This is a genomic window from Flavobacterium reichenbachii, assembly GCF_002217435.1.
Classification (GTDB): Bacteria; Bacteroidota; Bacteroidia; order Flavobacteriales; family Flavobacteriaceae; genus Flavobacterium; species Flavobacterium reichenbachii.
On sequence record NZ_MUHF01000016.1, the window covers coordinates 107597 to 127747 of the forward strand.

21 protein-coding genes are annotated in these 20151 nt (G+C 35.1%); 9 read left to right on the top strand and 12 right to left on the bottom strand.

The window, feature by feature from the left end; genetic code table 11:
• The first annotated feature begins 264 nt into the window (after positions 1-264).
• From B0A68_RS13125 to B0A68_RS13145, 5 genes are all read left to right on the top strand, one after another.
• On the top strand, positions 265-1614 hold the full coding sequence (locus B0A68_RS13125; RefSeq protein WP_035687330.1) for a PSP1 domain-containing protein: 1350 nt from the start codon (positions 265-267) through the stop codon (positions 1612-1614).
• Positions 1598-2077 carry a gliding motility lipoprotein GldH gene (locus B0A68_RS13130; RefSeq protein WP_035687332.1) on the top strand — a complete coding sequence of 160 codons (480 nt, stop codon included), beginning with the start codon at positions 1598-1600 and terminating at the stop codon, positions 2075-2077. Before B0A68_RS13125 ends, B0A68_RS13130 begins: the two co-directional genes overlap by 17 nt.
• A gap of 9 nt (positions 2078-2086) precedes the next feature.
• On the top strand, positions 2087-4390 hold the full coding sequence (locus B0A68_RS13135; RefSeq protein WP_035687335.1) for a penicillin-binding protein 1A: 2304 nt from the start codon (positions 2087-2089) through the stop codon (positions 4388-4390).
• A gap of 166 nt (positions 4391-4556) precedes the next feature.
• Positions 4557-5255 (top strand): CoA transferase subunit A, encoded by a 699-nt coding sequence (locus tag B0A68_RS13140; RefSeq protein ID WP_035687337.1) that lies wholly within the window; start codon positions 4557-4559, stop codon positions 5253-5255.
• 111 nt (positions 5256-5366) lie between these two features.
• A complete protein-coding gene (locus B0A68_RS13145) occupies positions 5367-6020 on the top strand; it encodes a CoA transferase subunit B (RefSeq protein WP_035687341.1) in 654 nt (217 codons plus the stop codon).
• 133 nt (positions 6021-6153) lie between these two features.
• Here B0A68_RS13145 and B0A68_RS13150 read toward each other — a convergent pair whose 3' ends face one another.
• Together B0A68_RS13150 and B0A68_RS13155 are read right to left on the bottom strand one after the other, a co-directional pair.
• Complete coding sequence (locus B0A68_RS13150; protein WP_035687344.1) at positions 6154-6681, bottom strand: DUF6646 family protein; 528 nt, start codon at positions 6679-6681, stop codon at positions 6154-6156.
• A gap of 49 nt (positions 6682-6730) precedes the next feature.
• Entirely contained in the window at positions 6731-7465 is a 735-nt protein-coding gene (locus tag B0A68_RS13155; protein WP_035687346.1) for a metallophosphoesterase family protein, read from the bottom strand.
• Positions 7466-7619: 154 nt separating this feature from the next.
• Between B0A68_RS13155 and B0A68_RS13160 the strand changes: the two genes are divergently transcribed.
• The 3 genes from B0A68_RS13160 to B0A68_RS13170 all read left to right on the top strand — a co-directional run bounded on the left by B0A68_RS13160 (position 7620) and on the right by B0A68_RS13170 (position 9913).
• Positions 7620-8129, top strand: a complete 510-nt coding sequence (locus tag B0A68_RS13160; RefSeq protein WP_035687350.1) for a hypothetical protein — start codon at positions 7620-7622, stop codon at positions 8127-8129.
• A gap of 98 nt (positions 8130-8227) precedes the next feature.
• Positions 8228-9313: a DNA polymerase IV gene (dinB, locus tag B0A68_RS13165; RefSeq protein WP_035687353.1), complete on the top strand. Its 1086-nt coding sequence runs from the start codon at positions 8228-8230 to the stop codon at positions 9311-9313.
• A gap of 99 nt (positions 9314-9412) precedes the next feature.
• Positions 9413-9913, top strand: coding sequence for a PAS domain-containing protein (locus tag B0A68_RS13170; RefSeq protein ID WP_035687356.1), 501 nt, complete (start codon positions 9413-9415; stop codon positions 9911-9913).
• 53 nt (positions 9914-9966) lie between these two features.
• Here B0A68_RS13170 and B0A68_RS13175 read toward each other — a convergent pair whose 3' ends face one another.
• From B0A68_RS13175 to B0A68_RS13220, 9 genes are all read right to left on the bottom strand, one after another.
• On the bottom strand, positions 9967-11571 hold the full coding sequence (locus B0A68_RS13175) for a fumarate hydratase (RefSeq protein WP_035687360.1): 1605 nt from the start codon (positions 11569-11571) through the stop codon (positions 9967-9969).
• Positions 11572-11643: 72 nt separating this feature from the next.
• On the bottom strand, positions 11644-12285 hold the full coding sequence (locus tag B0A68_RS13180; RefSeq protein ID WP_051892726.1) for a hypothetical protein: 642 nt from the start codon (positions 12283-12285) through the stop codon (positions 11644-11646).
• A gap of 247 nt (positions 12286-12532) precedes the next feature.
• Complete coding sequence (locus tag B0A68_RS13190; protein ID WP_035687365.1) at positions 12533-13972, bottom strand: nucleoside recognition domain-containing protein; 1440 nt, start codon at positions 13970-13972, stop codon at positions 12533-12535.
• Positions 13973-14082: 110 nt separating this feature from the next.
• Positions 14083-15159: a winged helix DNA-binding domain-containing protein gene (locus B0A68_RS13195; RefSeq protein WP_035687367.1), complete on the bottom strand. Its 1077-nt coding sequence runs from the start codon at positions 15157-15159 to the stop codon at positions 14083-14085.
• A 93-nt stretch (positions 15160-15252) separates the two neighbouring features.
• Positions 15253-15966, bottom strand: coding sequence for a 3'-5' exonuclease (locus B0A68_RS13200; RefSeq protein WP_035687369.1), 714 nt, complete (start codon positions 15964-15966; stop codon positions 15253-15255).
• A gap of 256 nt (positions 15967-16222) precedes the next feature.
• Positions 16223-16699: a methylated-DNA--[protein]-cysteine S-methyltransferase gene (locus B0A68_RS13205; protein ID WP_035687372.1), complete on the bottom strand. Its 477-nt coding sequence runs from the start codon at positions 16697-16699 to the stop codon at positions 16223-16225.
• A 151-nt stretch (positions 16700-16850) separates the two neighbouring features.
• Positions 16851-17675: an NAD-dependent epimerase/dehydratase family protein gene (locus tag B0A68_RS13210; protein ID WP_035687374.1), complete on the bottom strand. Its 825-nt coding sequence runs from the start codon at positions 17673-17675 to the stop codon at positions 16851-16853.
• A gap of 123 nt (positions 17676-17798) precedes the next feature.
• Positions 17799-18248 carry a GNAT family N-acetyltransferase gene (locus tag B0A68_RS13215; RefSeq protein ID WP_035687376.1) on the bottom strand — a complete coding sequence of 150 codons (450 nt, stop codon included), beginning with the start codon at positions 18246-18248 and terminating at the stop codon, positions 17799-17801.
• Entirely contained in the window at positions 18236-19135 is a 900-nt protein-coding gene (locus tag B0A68_RS13220; protein ID WP_035687379.1) for a LysR family transcriptional regulator, read from the bottom strand. Before B0A68_RS13220 ends, B0A68_RS13215 begins: the two co-directional genes overlap by 13 nt.
• A 145-nt stretch (positions 19136-19280) precedes the next feature.
• Here B0A68_RS13220 and B0A68_RS13225 point away from each other — a divergent pair, with 145 nt between their 5' ends.
• Positions 19281-19676, top strand: coding sequence for a rhodanese-like domain-containing protein (locus B0A68_RS13225; protein ID WP_035688408.1), 396 nt, complete (start codon positions 19281-19283; stop codon positions 19674-19676).
• 49 nt (positions 19677-19725) lie between these two features.
• On the opposite strand, the gene B0A68_RS13230 is transcribed toward B0A68_RS13225, so the two are convergent.
• On the bottom strand, positions 19726-20145 hold the full coding sequence (locus B0A68_RS13230) for an SRPBCC family protein (RefSeq protein WP_035687382.1): 420 nt from the start codon (positions 20143-20145) through the stop codon (positions 19726-19728).
• Positions 20146-20151: the final 6 nt, after the last annotated feature.

Sequence of the window (20151 nt, forward strand, 5' to 3'; positions counted from 1 at the left end):
AACATAAAACTGATAAATATATTTTAAAAAGAAATTAAAAATTACCCATAAAAAGTATAATATAGATAGAATAGGTCTTTTTTGGCAAGTTTTTAGGGTAATTGTGGCTTTTATAAAAGAAATATCTGAGGTAAAACCCAAAAGCTTTTACATTTAACAACCCTTTAGAACTAATCCATAAAAAGCAAAATAAAAAAAATACTATCTTTACCGATCAAACGTTTATGAACTTAAGCTGCTTTTTTGCGGCACTACATATATATTATGGCATGTACAAGTTGTTCAACCTCAGATGGCGGCGCACCAAAAGGTTGTAAAAATAATGGGACTTGCGGCACCGATAGCTGCAATAAATTGACGGTTTTTGACTGGCTCGCAAACATGAGTCCATCAAATGGAGAAGCAATTTTTGACTGCGTTGAGGTTCGTTTCAAAAACGGACGTAAAGAATTTTTTAGAAATTCAGAGAAATTAACCCTAAGTATTGGTGATATTGTTGCAACTGTAGCTTCGCCAGGACATGATATCGGAATTGTTACTTTGACAGGAGAATTGGTAAAAATTCAAATGAAGAAAAAAGGTGCAAACCATGAAAGTAACGAAATTCCAAAAATCTATAGAAAAGCTTCTCAAAAAGACATTGATATTTGGTCTGTAGCGCGTGATCGCGAAGAACCAATGAAAGTTCGCGCGCGAGAATTGGCAATTCAGCATAAACTGGAAATGAAAATTTCTGATATCGAATTCCAAGGTGACGGATCAAAAGCAACTTTTTATTATACAGCAAACGACAGAGTCGATTTTAGACTTTTAATTAAAGATTTTGCCAAAGAATTCAGCACAAGAGTTGAGATGAAACAAGTTGGTTTTCGTCAGGAAGCAGCACGTTTGGGCGGCGTTGGTTCTTGCGGAAGAGAACTTTGCTGTTCTACATGGCTTACAGATTTTAGAAGTGTCAATACATCGGCAGCACGTTATCAGCAGTTATCTTTAAATCCACAAAAATTAGCCGGACAATGCGGTAAATTAAAGTGTTGTTTAAATTATGAGCTTGATACTTACATGGATGCGTTAAAAGATTTTCCGGATTATGACACTAAATTAGTGACAGAAAAAGGAGATGCTATCTGCCAGAAACAAGATATTTTTAAAGGATTAATGTGGTTTGCTTACACCAACAATTTTGCAAACTGGCATGTTTTGAAAATCGATCAGGTAAAAGAAATTATTGCCGAAAACAAGCAGAAAAACAAGGTTTCTTCTTTAGAAGACTTTGCTATAGAAGTAACAGCAGAGCCTGAAAAAGATTTTAATAATGCAATGGGTCAGGAAAGTTTAACTCGTTTTGATCAGCCTAAGAGAAAGAAAAAACCAAGTCGTAAACGCAAACCAAATGCTGAAAATGCGATTGTGGCAACTCCGGCCAAACCACAGCAGGGAAATAATACTAATAGCAGCAACAACAATAATAAGCCGGCAGGCGCAAATCCTAATAAACCGAATAAGCCAAATCATAAGAACAGCAATTCGAACAAAGGAAATAAACCTAATGAGAATAAACCTGCTGAACCAAGAAAACCTATAATTATTACTAAAAATGAGAATAAAAAGTAGCGGTATTCTTCTTTTGGGAGCAATACTTCTTTTTTCCTGTGATAAAAAAAGAGTATTTGACGAGTATAAATCTGTTGGAAGTGCCTGGCACAAAGACAGCGTTGTATCTTTTGATCTGCCCGTTTTAGATTCTACCAAAAAGTACAACTTATTTGTAAATTTGAGAGACAACAACAATTATCCGTTTAATAATTTGTTTTTAATTGTGGCTATAGAAACCCCTAGCGGTTTTACCAAAGTAGATACTTTAGAGTACCAAATGGCAAATCCCGACGGAACATTATTAGGAAACGGTTTTACTGATATTAAAGAAAGTAAACTGTTTTACAAAGAAGATGTAAAATTTAAAGGCAAATATAAAATACACATCAAACAAGCAGTTCGCGAATCAGGAAAAATCCCTGGAGTGGAAGCTTTAGAAGGAATTACAGACGTAGGTTTTAGAATAGAACAAAAAGATTAATAAATAGTTATGGCTGCTAAGAAAAACAATCAATCAAATAGCGTTAAAGATATTAATTACTACAAAAAGAAATTCTGGAGAATTTTTGCTTATTCCTTGTTAGGAGTTCTTGCTTTCTTTTTGTTTGCATCATGGGGATTATTCGGCTCAATGCCCTCTTTTGAAGATTTAGAGAATCCGGATTCAAATCTGGCTACAGAAATTATTTCTTCTGATGGTGTAATTATCGGTAAATACTTTAAAACCAATAGATCTCAACTTAAATATTCAGATTTACCTAAAAACCTGGTAGATGCTTTGGTTGCTACCGAAGATGCCCGTTTTTATGAACATTCAGGAATTGATGGTCGTGGTACTTTACGTGCCGCTTTTTCTTTGGGAACCAATGGAGGAGCTAGTACTCTAACACAACAGTTAGCAAAACAGTTATTTCATCGTGGAGGATCCAGCTTTTTGCCTTTTAGAATAGTACAAAAGATAAAAGAATGGATTATCGCCATTCGTCTGGAAAGACAATATACCAAAAATGAGATTTTAGCGATGTACTGCAACGTTTATGATTTCGGAAATTATGCAGTTGGAGTAAGTTCGGCAGCTCAAACTTATTTTTCAAAAGACCCTAAAGATTTAACGATAGACGAATCGGCAATATTGGTTGGAATGTTTAATAATTCCTCTCTTTATAATCCGTTGCGAAATCCTGTTGGTGTTAAAAACCGTCGTGATGTAGTGCTTGGTCAAATGGTAAAAGCAAAGATGATTACAGAGTCTGAAAAAGAGAAGTACAAAGCACTGCCAATTGCTTTAAAATTTAAACTAGAAAGCCACCGAGAAGGAACTGCAACTTATTTTAGAGAATACCTTCGCGATTATATGAAAAAATGGATGGCTGAGAATAAAAAACCAGACGGTTCTGATTATGATATTTATAAAGACGGTTTAAAAATCTACACTACAATCGATTCAAGAATGCAGTCTTATGCAGAGGAAGCAGTTTCTGAGCACATGAAGAATCTGCAGCAGCAGTTTTTTATTGATATGAAAAACAATAAAAACGCCCCTTTCGTAAATATTACTCAAGCTGAGACAGATCGAATCATCATGCAGGCAATGAAGAATTCTGTTCGCTGGGCTCAGATGAAAGAAATGGATAAAAGCGAAGATGATATTATCGCTTCATTCAAAGTAAAAACCAAAATGCGAATTTTTACCTGGAAAGGAGAACGTGATACAACCATGACTCCTATAGATTCTATTCGTTATTACAAACACTTTTTGCAGTCTGGGTTAATGGCAATGGAGCCGCAAACCGGAGCGATTAAAGCTTGGGTTGGAGGTATTAATTACAAATATTTCCAATACGATCACGTAGGTCAGGGCGCTAGACAAGTAGGTTCTACTTTTAAACCGTTTGTTTACGCAACTGCAATAGAACAATTGAATATGTCTCCTTGTGACTCTATTCTTGACGGACCTTTTATGATTCATAAAGGACGCCATCACGTTACTGAAGATTGGCAGCCAAAAAACTCAGACAACAGATACCGCGGAATGGTAACTTTAAAACAAGGACTGGCAAACTCTATTAATACAGTTTCGGCAAAGTTAATCGACAGAACAGGTCCGGAAGCAGTTGTTGAACTGACAAAAAAATTAGGAGTTAAAACTGAAATCCCGGTCCAGCCTTCTATCGCATTAGGAGCCGTAGATATTACAGTCGAAGATATGGTTGCGGCTTACAGTACTTTTGCAAATCAGGGAGTTTATGTAAAACCACAGTTTTTAAGCCGAATTGAAAATAAAAGCGGTGAGGTTATTTATGAACCAATTCCTGAATCTCACGACGTTTTAAACAAAGACATTGCATTTGCGGTAATTAAGCTGCTGCAAGGTGTAACCGAAACTGGTTCTGGAGCACGTTTACGTACACAGGGTGGAGGAAGCGGTGACAATCGCTGGACAGGTTATCCATACATGTTCACAAATCCAATTGCTGGTAAAACAGGAACAACACAAAATCAATCTGATGGATGGTTTATGGGAATGGTGCCAAATTTAGTAACAGGTGTCTGGGTTGGATGTGAAGATCGTTCTGCACGTTTCAAAAGTTTAACTTACGGTCAGGGAGCTACAGCGGCATTGCCGGTTTGGGCTTATTTTATGAAATTATGTTATGCCGATAAAAATCTTCAGGTCTCAAAATCTGAATTTGAACGCCCGGCAAATCTTTCTATAAAAGTAGATTGTTACAGTGCTCCAAAAGTAAAAGACACTACTGCCACAGAACAAAGTACAGACGAGTTCGAACTTTAATTACAAGTTCATTCTAATATAAATATCCTTTTGCAGACTTATAAATTCTAAAGTTTGCAAAAGGATATTTTTTTGGATTCAAATGATTTATTTTTTACGAAATCGTTATAATTAAATCAAAAAATCTTATTTTTATCAAAACTATACGATAATAAAGACTTTTGTTATGATAACAAAAAAAGTAAACAATGTTCAGGAAGCTATAAAAGGAATTGAAAACAGCATGACTATTATGTTTGGCGGTTTTGGTTTATGCGGTATTCCTGAAAACACAATTGCAGCATTGGTAAATACATCAATTTCAGATTTAACCTGCATCTCCAATAATGCGGGAGTTGATGATTTTGGATTAGGATTGCTTTTGCAGAAAAAGCAGATCAGAAAAATGATTTCATCTTATGTAGGCGAAAACGCTGAGTTCGAACGTCAGATGCTTTCCGGAGAATTAGAAGTTGAACTTATTCCACAAGGAACTTTAGCAGAACGTTCTCGTGCGGCTCAGGCCGGAATTCCTGCTTTTTTTACTCCTGCGGGTTACGGAACCGAAGTTGCAGAAGGAAAAGAAATACGCGAATTTAATGGTAAAATGCATATTATGGAAGAAGCTTTTAAAGCCGATTTTGCTATTGTAAAAGCATGGAAAGGTGATGAAGCCGGGAATCTCATCTTTAAAGGGACTGCCAGAAACTTTAATGCCTGTATGGCCGGAGCAGGAAAAATTACAATTGCCGAGGTTGAAGAACTGGTTCCTGTTGGAACATTAGATCCAAATCAGATTCACATTCCGGGAATTATGGTGCAGCGCATCTTTCAAGGAGAAAAATTTGAAAAAAGAATCGAGCAAAGAACTGTGAGACAGAAATAATTAGATAATTAGAAAATGTGATAATTAGAAAATGCCCCTGGCGCAAAGAAAAATTATCTAATTATCAAATTGACTAATTGGCACATTAAAAAATTGACACATTAAAAAAATATGCTTACAAAGGAAGACATAGCAAAACGAATTGCAAAAGAAGTTAAAGATAGATACTTTGTTAATCTTGGAATCGGAATTCCTACTCTTGTTGCCAATTATGTTCGCGAGGATATTTCAGTTGAATTTCAAAGTGAAAATGGAGTTCTGGGTATGGGACCGTTTCCTTTTGAAGGAGAAGAAGACGCAGATGTAATCAACGCCGGAAAACAAACAATTACGACACTTCCCGGAGCGAGTTTCTTTGATTCTGCTTTTAGTTTCGGAATGATTCGAAGCCAAAAAGTAGATTTGACTATTCTGGGCGCAATGGAAGTTTCTGAAAATGGAGATATTGCCAACTGGAAAATTCCCGGAAAAATGGTAAAAGGAATGGGTGGCGCGATGGATTTGGTTGCTTCTGCAGAAAATATCATCGTTGCTATGATGCATGTCAACAAAGCAGGCGAATCAAAAATCCTAAAAAAATGCACTTTACCACTAACAGGCGTCGGATGCGTTAAAAAGGTTGTCACAGAGCTTGCGGTTCTGGAAGTAACAGAAAAAGGTTTTAAGCTCTTAGAACGAGCGCCAGGTGTTTCTGTGGAGCACATTATCAATTCAACTGAAGCCGATTTGATAATTGAAGGCGAAATTCCAGAAATGTCAATTTAGGATTTAAAGAATAATGTACACAAAGCATTTTTTCTGAATAAGTGGAGAACAAAGCTTTAGAAAAATAAAAACCGCCCAATGAGGCGGTTTTTCTATATAAATCCTTAGCGTATTTTGCGCTTCAATTTCTGAATTACAAATTGAAAGAAGCTCCTAAACTAAAAGTTACCTGATTGTTCAAGTCGTGAAAAAGATTGTTGCTGCTTCCAAATTTTGCAATAGGAACTCCAATTTCTGTGAAAACTCCAAATCCATCAGTAAAAAAGTAACGACCACCAACATGACCGCCAAAATTATGTGTTCCAATGCTTAATCCTGGGTAAACATCTAATTGTTCAACACCAATAACACTAGATAAATTTGCATTAATTCTTGCTTTTGCATCAAAACGATCTACAAAATCCGGTCTCTCATCAAGATACGCATAAGATCCTCCATTATAAAAACCTGAGTAATTATCTACGCCAATTAAATAGCTTGAAACAAAACCAACAGAGAAATTTTCGCCTAAACCAAAATCAACAGAACCTTGAATACCAGTACCGCCATCCTGAAGATTAGCACCAACATTTACTTTAATGTCTCCTTTTCCTGTAAAAGCCTTTTGTGCATTAATAAAACCAAATGATACTAAGAACAAAAGTGTAATAACCTTTTTCATAAATTTAAATATTAATTATTTTGCGTGGCAAATGTAATTTTTTAATGCTTTAATTCCTACCTTTTTCGTTAAAATACAGTTCATTTAACGGTTCGCTCTGCCAGTACTCTTTGGTATCAATATCCATAATCGTCAGTGGACCTTTAAACGCAGCTCCGGTATCTACATTCCATACACATGCTTTTTGCACGGGAGTTGTTTTTCCTATACGTGTTACGGGAGTATGACCGATAAAAATTTCTTTGTAAACATTAAAACGTTTAGGATAAAGTAAATCATCTGTCTTAAGATCTGGATTTAGAGAAAGTGCAGTTTCCCAAAGCGTTCGGTCCCAATAAAAAAGCTTCGCAAAATATTCCCATTTTACGCCGTTCAAATTGGTAAATCCTGCATGTACAAAAAGTCGGTTTTGATCATCAAGATGATAATCCTGCAAATCCTGTAAAAAAGCAATATGAAGTTTCTTTTTTTCTTCAGAAAGTTTCGAATAACCATCAACCGTTGCTTTTCCGCCATGTTTGTACCACATTTCCTCATCAAAATCGTCATGACGGTTTTCCAGCCAGTCCAATGCCAGCTGATCATGATTTCCTCTAACGCATATACAGTTTTGACTGCTTTTTAAATCAATCAGAAAGTCAATTACTTCTGCAGAGTGGCTCCAGCCGTCTACATAATCGCCTAAAAATATAAGGGTATCTTCTTTAGTAACTTGGGCTCTATTCAACACTTGTTCTAAGGCAAGTAGTCCTCCATGTATGTCGCCTATAACAAATGTTCGCATTTTTTAATTTTTCAGGTAGTATGCAAAAATAAAGAAAATGATTTGTTTGTAATCATATAGTTGATAATCTTTGCGAACCTGAAAAAAGATTTTATATTTAATTCTTTTTTTGATAAAAAAATGCATTTATAACATAACCAAAAACCATTAAACTATGAAAAAGAACCTGATTGTTTTATTTTTGATGCTTACGATTGCGGGATATTCACAGCAGTTGACATACAAAAGCGGAGGGAGAGTTTACAATTCTGAAAATAAAAAAGTAAGTTCGAATGAAGTTCGATTACTATTGGCAGATAATCCTGAAGCTTTGAAACTTTATAACTCTGGAAGAACCAAAAAAACTTTTGGCAATGTCTTTTTTTATGGCGGTTTGGGTCTTGTTGCAGCAAATGTGATTACCGGAATGAACTCTGATAATATTTCGGCCACATATTCGGGCAACGGATATGTATCTGCAAACTCGGAACGTACTAATATGACCGCAGCTATTATTGGAGGTGCGTTGATTATTGCATCGATACCGATCAAGATTGGATATCCTAAAAGAATTAAATCGGCGGTAGAAAAATATAACAGCGGTTTGGCCGACAATTATAAAACAGCGCCGCGAACTACTTTAATCGCCAGTACGAATCAAATTGGTTTTAGAGTAGAGTTTTAAAATATGGAATAGAAAGAAAAGAAAGCTATAGTTTAACTATAGCTTTTTTTATGATTTTTTTGATGTCATTATCTGGCTTTCCTAGCTAAATTTGCAACATGTCTGAAACACCTCTTACATACCGAAAAATTATTCATATAGATATGGATGCTTTTTATGCATCTGTAGAGCAAATGGATAATCCGGAGTTGAGAGGAAAACCTTTGGCTGTGGGCGGATCTGAGAATAGGGGGGTAGTGGCCGCGGCAAGTTATGAAGCTCGAAAATTTGGAGTACGCAGTGCCATCAGTGGTGTATTGGCCAAGAAATATTGTCCGGATATAATTTTTGTTCGCCCTCGTTTTGATCGCTACAAAGAAATATCAACTAAAATTCATAAAATTTTTCACGAATACACTGATTTGGTCGAACCGCTTTCGCTTGACGAGGCCTATCTTGATGTTACACAAAATAAAAAAGGAAATCCAAGTGCCAGTCTTCTTGCACAGGAAATCAGACTGAGAATTTTGAACGAAGTGGGACTCACGGCTTCTGCCGGTATTTCGATTAATAAATTTGTAGCTAAAATTGCGAGTGATTATAATAAACCAAACGGGCAGAAAACCGTTAATCCAGATGAAGTTCTGCCTTTTTTAGAAGAATTGCCTATTCGAAAATTTTATGGTGTGGGAAAAGTCACCACAGAAAAAATGTATCAATTAGGAATTTTTACCGGACTTGATCTTAAAAGTAAATCATTGGAATTTTTAGAAAAACATTTCGGAAAATCCGGCGCTTTCTATTATACAGTTGTCCGCGGTATTCATAATAGTGAAGTAAAATCTTCGCGCATAACAAAATCAGTTGCAGCAGAACATACGTTTGATGTTAATTTATCTTCGGAAGTTTTCATGTTAGAACAGCTCGAACACATCGCAGTTTCGTTAGAAAAGCGTCTGAAAAGACACACTATTTCTGGAAAAACAGTTACCTTAAAAATAAAATACAGCGATTTTACACAACAGACCAGAAGTAAAACACTGCCATATTTTATTTCTGATAAAAGTTTGATTATAGAAACCGTAAAAGAGCTGTTGTATCAGGAAAGAATGAAAGATTCTGTCCGGCTGCTTGGAATTTCTTTAAGTAATTTGAACACAGAAGAAAAAAAGGCAGTTATCGTCCAGCTAAAATTTGCATTTTAAATAAAAAAAAATATCTATAAATGAGGAATACCGTAAATAAGTTATTGAATTTCAGGTTATCTTTGAGTAAAAGAGTGTTCATCTTCTAAATTATTTCATATGAAAAACATCAGCTTTGAAGAGATTTCGAATCGAAATTCAGTTCCCATTTTATCTTGGGATTTTCATTATGAATATGTAAATGAGTTGAAAGCAATCTATACTGATTTAAAAAAAGTCACGCAGATTTCGAATAAATTTACATGGAACGATAAAAACCTCGAAATTACGGAACGAATTAAAGAAGAAGTAATTTTGATTACGGATTTAGATTTAAAAATCGTTTTTGCTTCCAACGGCATTAAAAGAATGACGGGTTATAGAGAAGAGGAAATTCTGGGTAAAACACCAAAAATGTTTCAAGGTGAAGATACTTCGAGTGATGATCTAAAAGAAATCAGTGATGCCATAAAATTGCAGATTCCGTTTGAAAAAACGATTACAAACTATAAAAAAAATGGCGATTCCTATCGATGTAGAATTAATGCTTTTCCTGTTTTCAATTTAAAAGGCACTATTTCTCATTTTATTGCCTTCGAAAAGCAAGATATAAGCGCATAGTAGACATAGAAAAACCGCCTTATGGCGGTTTTTATTTATCTTAAAGTTTAACTTTATAAGTTCTCAAAAAAATCATTTCCTTTATCGTCAGTAATAATAAACGCAGGGAAATCTTTAACCGTAATTTTTCGAACAGCTTCCATTCCTAATTCTTCAAAATCAACAATTTCAACTTTTAGGATATTATCTTGTGCCAAAATAGCAGCAGGACCTCCAATAGAACCTAAATAAAATCCGCCGTATTTATTGCAGGCATCTGTAACTTGTTTAGTTCGGTTTCCTTTAGCCAGCATCACCATACTTCCTCCATTTTTTTGAAATTCATCAACATAGACATCCATACGTCCCGCTGTTGTTGGTCCAAAACTTCCCGAAGCCATTCCGTCTGGAGTTTTTGCAGGACCTGCATAATACACAGGGTGATTTTTAAAGTATTCCGGCATTGGTTGTCCGGCATCTAATAATTCTTTGATTTTTGCGTGAGCAATATCTCGGGCAACAATAACAGTTCCGTTAAGTTTTAAACGCGTTTTAATAGGATATTGAGATAATTTAGCCAGAATATCTGCCATTGGCTGATCTAAATCTATTTCTACCGGCGCTTCTAAATGCGGTGCAGTTTCTGGTAAAAACTGTTTTGGATTTACTTCCAACTGCTCAACATATATTCCGTCTTTGGTGATTTTTCCTTTTATATTTCTATCCGCAGAACAAGAAACACCTAATCCAACTGGGCAGGAAGCAGCGTGGCGCGGCAGACGAATAACACGAACATCATGTGTGAAATATTTGCCTCCAAACTGTGCACCGATTTCACTTTCCTGACAGATTTTCTGAACTCGTTCTTCCCATTCTAAATCACGAAAAGCCTGTCCAGCCATATTTCCCGTAGTTGGCAAATGGTCGTAATATCCAGCAGAAGCTTTTTTAACCGCTCCTAAATTGGCTTCCGCCGAAGTTCCTCCAATTACAAGAGCTAAATGATAGGGAGGGCATGCCGAAGTTCCTAAATCTTTGATTTTTGCACGAATGAAAGCATCCATAGATTTATCGTTCAATAACGATTTAGTCTGTTGATACAAATAGGTTTTGTTGGCAGATCCGCCGCCTTTTGCCATAAATAAGAAATCGTACGAATTTCCTTTTTTAGCATATATATCAATTTGTGCCGGAAGATTCGATCCTGAATTTTTTTCTTCAAACATCGAAATCGGAACAATCTGTGAGTAACGTAAATTACGTTTTTGGTAGGTGTTGAATATTCCTCTGCTCAGCCATTCTGCATCATCAACACCCGTAAAAATGCTTTCGCCTTTTTTTGCCATCACAATTGCAGTTCCCGTATCCTGACAGCTTGGGAGTTGTCCTTCGGCAGCAACAGAAGCGTTTTGTAATAAATTGTAAGCCACAAACCGATCGTTATCTGTCGCCTCAGGGTCATCAAGAATTTTTCTTAATTTTTGTAAATGCGTCGTTCTAAGCATGAACGAAACATCGGTTAAAGCTTCTTCAGCCAACAATTCTAAACCTTTTGGGTCAACGGTTAAAACTTCACGCTCTCCAAACTGCTCTACTTTTACAAAATCTGAGGTGATCTTTCTGTATTGCGTGTCATCCTTTAATATCGGATAAGGATCCTGGTATATAAAATCAATCATTGCTTTTTTATTTTTTACAAAGTTAAAAATTATTTACCTAAGAAAGAATTTGAATTAGGGGGCTGAAGTGTTTTATTGTTGATGAAATTCATCAAAACTCATTTTCTTCTCAAAGTAGTTTTTGTCTTTAACGGAAAGTAATTGACTTTTCCAGCGATTTCCGATTAAACGAAAACCAATTGAATCTGAATGAGTAACGATTCCCATGTTTTCGTCATTATCATCAGGTTCAAAAGCAACTGTTTTGCAATAAAAAGATTCAGGATTGGCTTTTGTCGGGTTTTCAAATTCAACCCAGCTTCCCCAACCACTGTCAGACATGGTATACCATTCGTAGACTAGTTGCAAGTTGTTGTTGTTTAAATAATACAAATAGTGGTTTTGGTTGTATCCACAAGCAGGATATCCAAAACTAATCTGAATAAAAGGAGAGTCTTTGGCACCTTCTGTTCCTAATCCAAAAATTGCGCTCCATTCTGAGCCTTTTTGGATTGTTTCAATTGTAATTTTTGATGATGTAGTTTTAATTTTATTCAGATAAAAATCAAGCTGATATTTTCCAGTTACAATGCTGTCTTTATCCGCTTTTTGATCTAAAAGATACGCCAGAATATAATTGTCTTTTGATGTTTCGCCATTATCAGAAATAGAAATTGTATCTATTTTTAGAAAATTTTCTTTTGTTCCAACTGCTTCAGTTTTGGTTTCTGACAACCCATTAAAAGGAATAGGATAAAAAGGTATTGTGGTTTCATGTTTTAAATTGTTGACAATTTGAACGAATTATATTTTTATTTGTTAAATGAATAAAGAAAAAGAAGATGAATGCGACAATTATAAATCCAATAATTTCATTGTCTTCTTTTGCAACTTCAGTCATTGATTTTTTTCCTCCATAATATACCCATTTAACACTATTTCCGATAAAAAGGCATATTAATTTTGATATTCTCCACATAGTTTAAAAAAACCAGCTCGCCACAAAAATTGCTGTAATGACACATATTACATCGACAAGAAGCATTGTTCCTAAGGCATAACGTGTGTTTTTAATGTTTACCGAACCAAAATAAACGGCAATAACATAAAAAGTACTTTCGGCACTGCACTGAAAAATACTGCTTAGTCTTCCGGTAAGAGAATCTGCTCCAAAAGTACTCATAGAATCTATTAAGAATCCTCTTGACCCAGCAGAACTAAAAGGACGAAGCATGGCTACAGGCAAAGCATTCGTAATCTCTTGACTAACGCCTAAATTCAAAAAGACAAACCCAATTCCGTCGCTGATAATTTCGAATAAACCACTGTTTCTGAATAACGAAATAGCAACCAGCATTCCTAAAACGTAAGGAAAAATTGTAACTCCGGTTTTTACCCCGTTGTTTGCTCCAACCACAAAAGTGTCGAAAACGGTAGTTTCTGCCTCTCTAAATTTTTTCTCATTTATGAAAGAAAAGATCAAGGTAAAAGCAATAATAGCAATCAATATTAAACCCGAAAGGTTAGCAGTAAAGTAGTTTTTACCTATCAGATCCAAATGATTTACGTACATCAATAAACCAACAATAGCGGCAATTAGTACCATTAAAGCGATAAGCAATGAGGCACTTTTGAAATTGATTTTTTGTTTGATTCCAACAATAAGAAACGCAGCAATTGTTCCTATAAACGAAGTTATAATACACGGCAGCATAACATCGGCAGGATTGCTGGCATTTGCGGCTGCACGATAACCAATAATCGATGTTGCGATAAGGGTAAGTCCCGAAGCATGAAGACACATAAACATAATCTGTGCATCGCTGGCTTTATCTTTTTCGGGATTGATTTCCTGTAAACTTTCCATGGCTTTAAGGCCAAAAGGTGTTGCAGCCGAATCTAACCCAAGGAAATTAGCGGCAAAGTTTAAAGTCATATAGGAAATCGAAGGGTGATTTTTAGGAATACTAGGAAACACTTTTACAAAAACCGGACTTAAAGCTTTTGCTAATTTTCCAGATGCACCAGAAATGATTAAAAGCTCCATCAATCCACAGAAAAATGCCAGATAAGCAATAAGCGGCAGGATAATATCAACCAAAGTGGTTTTACAAGTTGGCAGTAAACCATCAGATTTTTGAATACCGCTGTAAATTTTTACAGTTTTGTTTTTGTAAACGTAAGTCGTGTCGGCATTCAGCGTATCACGATTAATAATCATAGTCTGATTCGGCGCGTTTTTAATACTGTCTTTGATAAAGGCAGGAAGCTGCTCTGCATATTTCTCTGAAACCAGAATCGGATCATCTTTCTTTCCATTCAAAACATAATCAATCGTATATGTGTTGGCTGTAAATAAACTGATTACAATAAAAACAATCGACGAGATAAAAATCGCTAACCAAAATCTGCTTAATACCATAATTGTAATTTTTTGTAAATGTAATTATTTAGGCATAATAAGCACAAAGATTTTATCTGTGAAACGTGAAGTACTTCTTCTAAAGTATCATTTTTTAGTTAAAATCGAATTTATTCGATAACAATTTTGGTTTCCAGATACTTTTCAAAAGATTTGATTCCTTCAAACAAAACCTCTTTTTTATGATTTTCAGTTTCATTAAAAAATTGTGTTTCTATTTTGACATAATCTTTTTTGACGATTTTTTTCCAGATACCAATCACTTTACTGTTTTCTAGAATTATCGGTTTAAAAATGCCATTGCTGGTAAAAGCCAGAGATTGATGTTGAGGTAAAATGGAAGCTTCTCTTGTTTTATACGAAATTAAAATCTCATCAAAAGCGGAAAGAAAATGTACGCTTTCGCGAAAGTCCTTTCCAACAGAAAAATCAGTTCCAAACCAATAAAATTGCCCTTCAATTTCGATTGAATTCAATTGCAGTTTAATTGCATTAACAGCCTGCTTGCAAATGGTTGGGGAAAAACCAGACCACCAAGAAAAGTCAAGAAGCGTAGCAGGGCCGTGGCTTTCGAAGTATCTTAGAGCTAATTTTGCAAGGCTTTCTTCTTTAGTTAATTTGGTTTGAGGCTTCTTAACTCGTTCTTCCAGTAAAGCATAAGTGTTCTTTTTGCCTTTCATTTTTCCGCTGCAGATCAAACCTTCTAACTCTGCATACATCATGATAAGGACAGGACTTAAATGATATTCTCCAGAAACCTGTTTAATATTAAGTTCCTGTATAATTTCGTCCCGAGTTAAATGATTATTTCCGGCTAATATTTTTTCGATATTCGAATTGATTTTGCCAAATTCCTTTTCATCATAACCATGTTTTTTAGTATCAGAAAGAATAATACGTTTGACTTGTGGTCCTGAAAGATCCAGCATCCAGTAAATATCTTCTGCAGCAACCAAATGCCAGGTTGGGCGTAAAATATGAGTTCGAATTATTTTGCCTGAGTTTACAGCTTCTTCGATTTCCTTCTCAGTTGCATTACAGCGCGAACCAATTGCCCATTTTGACATTGCATAATCCTGAGCCTGCATTGCGCCTAAATGTTGCACAATTTCTTGAGGCGAACTTTCACTTGTTTTATATAACTTTTGAGAAATAAGACGATAATGTGAGATTTCAGAATGAATCATTTTCAGATTTTTTTTATTAAACCATTTAAGTGATGTAAGCTCATTTAACCTTTGTGCTTCTGAACCTTTGTCGCTTTATACATCTAGAAAAAATTATACATGAATAATTTCTTCGTCAATCAATAAGTCTTCTCTTCGCAGGCGCAGAAAAATCTGTGCGACAGCAATGGTATCTTTTTCGCAATAGGTTATAATTCGGTCGATATCTTTTTCGACATAAAAAACCTGAGCAACCTGACTTCCGTCAATATCTCCTTTTGGAGAAGGAACTCCTAAGATTTTTGTCAATAATTTTAAAGAAGTAAAATGTTTATAATCACCAAACTTCCATAGTTCTAAAGTGTCTAAATGCGGAATTTCCCAAGGTTTTTTGCCAAATAAATTCAGCTTGTCCGGAATCGCGATTTGATTGATAATCATTCGGCGGGCCAAAAACGGAATATCAAATTCCTTAACATTATGTCCGCATAAAAGATGTTGCGGCTGATTGAAATGATTGCTGAGCAGATTGTTAAAGTCTTTTAAAATCTTCTTTTCTTCTCCAAAAAAAGAAGTCACCCTAAAATTTCTAACATCTCCTTTAATCGTAAAATAACCAACAGAAATGCAGATTATCTTTCCGAATTCTGCCCAAATTCCGGCACGATCGTAAAATTCTTCTGGTGTAAAATCGTCTTTTCGCTGATATTGTGTTTTTAAATCCCAAAGCGACTGCATTTCCGCGTCAAGCGAATTGAAGTTTTCTTCTTCCGGAACGGTTTCTATATCAAGAAATAAAATGTTATTTAGGTTTATTTTTTCAATCATTATTTAGACATCTTAGATGTTAGATTTTTAGACTTCTTAGATTTATGGCAAGAATATCACGATTTTCGCTAATTCCTTATACTGCTATAAATGTACACAAAATTGAGTTTTTATAAATAATCAAACCATCTTAATGAATGAATTTTCTTAGTTATAAAAAATAAGTATTTATTGGCAAAATCTCAATAGAAGAAAATTCGTGAACATTCGTGAAATTGCTTCGCATGTTTGCCATCGCTCGAGTCGTGGCAAAAAACTAAAACAAACTTTGCTGTGTAGAAGGATTTTCATGTTCAAGCAGCCATTTCTTGCGGGATAATCCGCCGGCGTAACCAGTTAAAGAACCATTTGTGCCAATAACACGATGACAGGGAATCACAATCCAAAGCGGATTTTTGCCATTTGCAGATGCTACAGCACGAATCGCTTTTATATCGCCTAGCTTTTTGGTTTGGTCCATATAACTAACGGTTTTTCCGTAAGGAATTTCCAGTAATGCTTTCCAGACTTTTTGCTGAAATTCGGTGCCTTTTGGGTTTATTTTTAAATCAAAGTCGGTTCTTTTCCCTTCAAAATACTCTTCAAGCTGTAAAACGGCTTCTTTTAAAACTTCTGGAATTTCTGCTGAAACTTCATTTGTGCCGACATCAGAAACCGAAATTACAGCAATACCATCTGCATCTCCAACTATTTTGGTGATTCCTAAAGGCGAATTGATGTAAACTGTTTCCATATTTTTTAACCGTAAAGTTCGAAAAGTTTTTGTTTTTCACCATATAAGTGATGTAAGTAAATTTAAGTTTTTACTTGATCATAGTACTTAAATAAACTTTGCGTAAAGTTTAGCTAGGCTGATTTAAATGAACTTATATCACTTACATGGTTTAATAATTCTCCATCTTAAACTTATAGTTTAAAATGTTTTCAATTTTTTCGCTTGAAATTATCTTTTTGATATTCGATTTTTCAGCACTGAATTTCGGTAAAATCAAGTTGTGTTCTTTTGCTTTTTGAGTGTAATATTCCTGTCTGCTTGGGTGAAAAGGCGCAACGGCGTTGAAAAATTCATTCCATTTTGATTGATGAATGATTGCTTCAATAATTTCAATACAATCATTTTGATGAATTAAGTTTACGGGCGCGTCTGGATTTTCGAGATTTTCCTTTCCGGCTAGAAATTTTACAGGATGACGATCCTCGCCAATCAATCCGCCGAAACGTAGAATTGTAGTTTCAAAATTTTGATTTTTTTGAAGCAGTGCTTCTGCCAAAAGCAATTGCTTACCGCTTTCGGTTTCTGGATTAGGAATTGTTTCTTCTGTAATTATTCCGTTTTCATCTCCATAAACAGACGTTGAGCTTACAAAAAGCAGTTTCTGGATATTCGATTTTTCTATAAACGGAATCAGATTTTCTATTTTCTCTACAAAAATCTTTTGGGTAGAATTGGCATCATCGGCATTCTTTCCTCTTAATTTTGGTGGAATATCGATAATTAAGATTTCGCTTTCTGCTAAAAATTCTTTGATACTTTCAGAAACACCTTCACTTTCAAGTGTAACTAAAAAAGGATTTATTTCCGCTTCTTCTAAAATCGGAAGTTTGTTTTCTGAAGTTGTCGATCCGTTTATCGAATTTCCTCTTTCGATCAGCTTTTTTGCCAAAGGAAATCCAAGCCAGCCACAGCCTAATATACTTATTTGTTTCATTTTTTCTTTAAGGTACAAAGTTACAAAGGTTCATTCCCGAATCTTTGGCTGCAATGTTTTTACATTAGGCAAATTAATATTTGCAGATAAAAGCACAAAAATCTGGGTGAAATAAAAAACGCTTTACAAATTTAGCGTAAATCGAACTTTGTCTTTTCCTTTTGCACCAATTCTGTTATAAAATTTAATGGCCCTTGTATTAAATTGAGGTGTCTGCCACTGGATATTGACACAATTATTTTCGGCTGCTTTTTCTTTTAGTTTTTCAATTAAAACTTCGCCAATTCCAAAGCTTCTAGCTTCTTCTTCGAGAAAGAGGCAATCCATGTAGAGAAAAGCAGCCGCATCCCAAGTTGAAAAATCATAGGTATAAGAAACATACCCTACAATTGTTTCTTTTGTGGCGACAACCAAGCAGAATAATTTTGGATGTTCATTAAAAAGAGCTTTTTTCAAACCTTCTTCCTTTTCTTCCGGATAAAAAACTGCTTTTTCAAATGCAGCGTGTTTTTGACAGAGAATGACCAATTTTGGTAAATCGGTTATCTGGCAGTTTCTTATTATATATTCCATTGCAAATTGATCTCAGATTGTAAAAAATTAATAAAATGATTGAAATAATCCGGATAATCTTCATTGGCCCGTATTGCAATAAAATGCTTTCTTTTTAAACCATTTTTTCCAACTTTTACAGCTTTGACCGTATTCGATTTTAAATAAGGCTGCAACGCCCATTTTGCCATTGACATAATGCCCATGTCTGCTTTTACCATTTCTAGAGAAGCCTCTGTTAAAGGCATTGGAGTTATTTTCTTCGGTGTGATTTTGGCCGGAGCCAAAAAGAACTGATGAATCGTAACGGTTTCCATTGGAAGAGAATGAATGATCAAATGTTCATGTGCAAAATCTTCTGCGATCACATATTTTTTATCTGCCCAACTGTGATTTTCTGAAACAACCATTACAACTTCGTCCTGAAAAAGTTCGGTATATTTTATAGAACTGTCCTTGATCTGATCACTTACAATGGCAATATCAATCGTATTGTCTAAAAGTTTTTGGAGTGGCATATGGGTTGCTTCAATTACAATTTTCAATTCGACATTTGGATATAAAAGGTGAAATTGCTTTAAAACCGAGGGAAGCCAATGGTAACTGGAGAAACATTCGGTACTGATTCGGATCTCGCCGTGTTCGCCAAAAATCATTTGTTTGATCTGAGTTTCGGTTTCTGTGAGTTTATTTAGGATTTCGTTGGCGAGTTCGTAAATTTTTTCACCCGCTTTTGTCAAAACCAGTTTTTTGTTGATTCTAAGAAAAATTGCCGTACCCAATTGATATTCTGCTTCTTTGAGCTGATGACTCAAAGCAGATTGTGTCAAATGAAGTTTGTCGATAGCTTTTGTGATGCTTCCTTCTTCGACAATTGCTTTTATCAATTTTAAATGACGTATTTCCATTTTTTAGCTTATTTACACAAAGAAACAAAATTTTAAACTTGCTTTTGCATGAAAAAAAGTAATACGTTTGATGAATTCTTTTCGCTTTTATGCGATGAATTCTTGTAGTATTTTTGAAAAAACAAAATCACTAAAACATATTATAATGGAAGAGCAAATTAAATTTTATGAGCATAAACTGGCTTTCGAAATGGATCCATCGGATTTGTTTGATGCTTTGAATAACAGTGAAAAGGTAATTGCACTTGATGCCAGAAAATCTTTTGGTTTTGATGCAGAACATATTCCAAATGCCATTAATATTCCGCATCGCGAAATGTCGGCAGAAACTACAAAGCATTTAGATAAGGAGGTACTATATGTAACCTACTGCGACGGAATTGGCTGTAACGCCTCTACAAAAGGGGCTTTAAACATGACCAAATTAGGATTTAAAGTAAAAGAATTAATTGGAGGAATAGAGTGGTGGAAGTTTGATGGATATGCAACCGAAGGCGAAAAGGGAAATAAAGGCGGATTGAAAATTGAATGTGCCTGCTGAAAAATTAAAAAAGCAGACTCTGATTAGAAAGTCTGCTTTTTTTGATTTCTTATGATTCAACAACAGTTTTGAGAGCCTGAAGAATTGGATTTTCTTCGTCTTGAGGTTTTTCCTGAACCGCTCCCGGACGATTGTCTTCCTGAATAATTTCGAGTTTTGTTTTCTGATTTTCTTCAGATAAAAGATAACTCATAATGAAATAATTTTCAGGTTTGTCTTCTAATCCAGGTCTCGGAAAAAACAAAGAATATTTGATTTTCTGATTCGGAATAACTTCTAAAACGGTTCCCCATTGCTCAAAAACCTGACCTTCCCATTCATTCCTAAACCTAATTTCATGATCAATTTTCCAATCGGTAAGTAATTCACTTCCGTATTGCCATTGTTTGACTAATTCAGGCTGCGTTAAGGCATTCCATACTTTTTGAACTGGAGCATTCAGAACGATTGTAGAAATATTTGTTGCCATAAAATA

What these genes read in the sequence shown, in the direction of transcription:
- B0A68_RS13125 (WP_035687330.1), top strand. Translation starts at nt 265, where the DNA reads ATGGCATGTACAAGTTGTTCAACCTCAGATGGCGGCGCACCAAAAGGT.
- B0A68_RS13130 (WP_035687332.1), top strand. Translation starts at nt 1,598, where the DNA reads ATGAGAATAAAAAGTAGCGGTATTCTTCTTTTGGGAGCAATACTTCTT.
- B0A68_RS13135 (WP_035687335.1), top strand. Translation starts at nt 2,087, where the DNA reads ATGGCTGCTAAGAAAAACAATCAATCAAATAGCGTTAAAGATATTAAT.
- B0A68_RS13140 (WP_035687337.1), top strand. Translation starts at nt 4,557, where the DNA reads ATGATAACAAAAAAAGTAAACAATGTTCAGGAAGCTATAAAAGGAATT.
- B0A68_RS13145 (WP_035687341.1), top strand. Translation starts at nt 5,367, where the DNA reads ATGCTTACAAAGGAAGACATAGCAAAACGAATTGCAAAAGAAGTTAAA.
- B0A68_RS13150 (WP_035687344.1), bottom strand. Translation starts at nt 6,681, where the DNA reads ATGAAAAAGGTTATTACACTTTTGTTCTTAGTATCATTTGGTTTTATT.
- B0A68_RS13155 (WP_035687346.1), bottom strand. Translation starts at nt 7,465, where the DNA reads ATGCGAACATTTGTTATAGGCGACATACATGGAGGACTACTTGCCTTA.
- B0A68_RS13160 (WP_035687350.1), top strand. Translation starts at nt 7,620, where the DNA reads ATGAAAAAGAACCTGATTGTTTTATTTTTGATGCTTACGATTGCGGGA.
- dinB (WP_035687353.1), top strand. Translation starts at nt 8,228, where the DNA reads ATGTCTGAAACACCTCTTACATACCGAAAAATTATTCATATAGATATG.
- B0A68_RS13170 (WP_035687356.1), top strand. Translation starts at nt 9,413, where the DNA reads ATGAAAAACATCAGCTTTGAAGAGATTTCGAATCGAAATTCAGTTCCC.
- B0A68_RS13175 (WP_035687360.1), bottom strand. Translation starts at nt 11,571, where the DNA reads ATGATTGATTTTATATACCAGGATCCTTATCCGATATTAAAGGATGAC.
- B0A68_RS13190 (WP_035687365.1), bottom strand. Translation starts at nt 13,972, where the DNA reads ATGGTATTAAGCAGATTTTGGTTAGCGATTTTTATCTCGTCGATTGTT.
- B0A68_RS13195 (WP_035687367.1), bottom strand. Translation starts at nt 15,159, where the DNA reads ATGATTCATTCTGAAATCTCACATTATCGTCTTATTTCTCAAAAGTTA.
- B0A68_RS13200 (WP_035687369.1), bottom strand. Translation starts at nt 15,966, where the DNA reads ATGATTGAAAAAATAAACCTAAATAACATTTTATTTCTTGATATAGAA.
- B0A68_RS13205 (WP_035687372.1), bottom strand. Translation starts at nt 16,699, where the DNA reads ATGGAAACAGTTTACATCAATTCGCCTTTAGGAATCACCAAAATAGTT.
- B0A68_RS13210 (WP_035687374.1), bottom strand. Translation starts at nt 17,675, where the DNA reads ATGAAACAAATAAGTATATTAGGCTGTGGCTGGCTTGGATTTCCTTTG.
- B0A68_RS13215 (WP_035687376.1), bottom strand. Translation starts at nt 18,248, where the DNA reads ATGGAATATATAATAAGAAACTGCCAGATAACCGATTTACCAAAATTG.
- B0A68_RS13220 (WP_035687379.1), bottom strand. Translation starts at nt 19,135, where the DNA reads ATGGAAATACGTCATTTAAAATTGATAAAAGCAATTGTCGAAGAAGGA.
- B0A68_RS13225 (WP_035688408.1), top strand. Translation starts at nt 19,281, where the DNA reads ATGGAAGAGCAAATTAAATTTTATGAGCATAAACTGGCTTTCGAAATG.
- B0A68_RS13230 (WP_035687382.1), bottom strand. Translation starts at nt 20,145, where the DNA reads ATGGCAACAAATATTTCTACAATCGTTCTGAATGCTCCAGTTCAAAAA.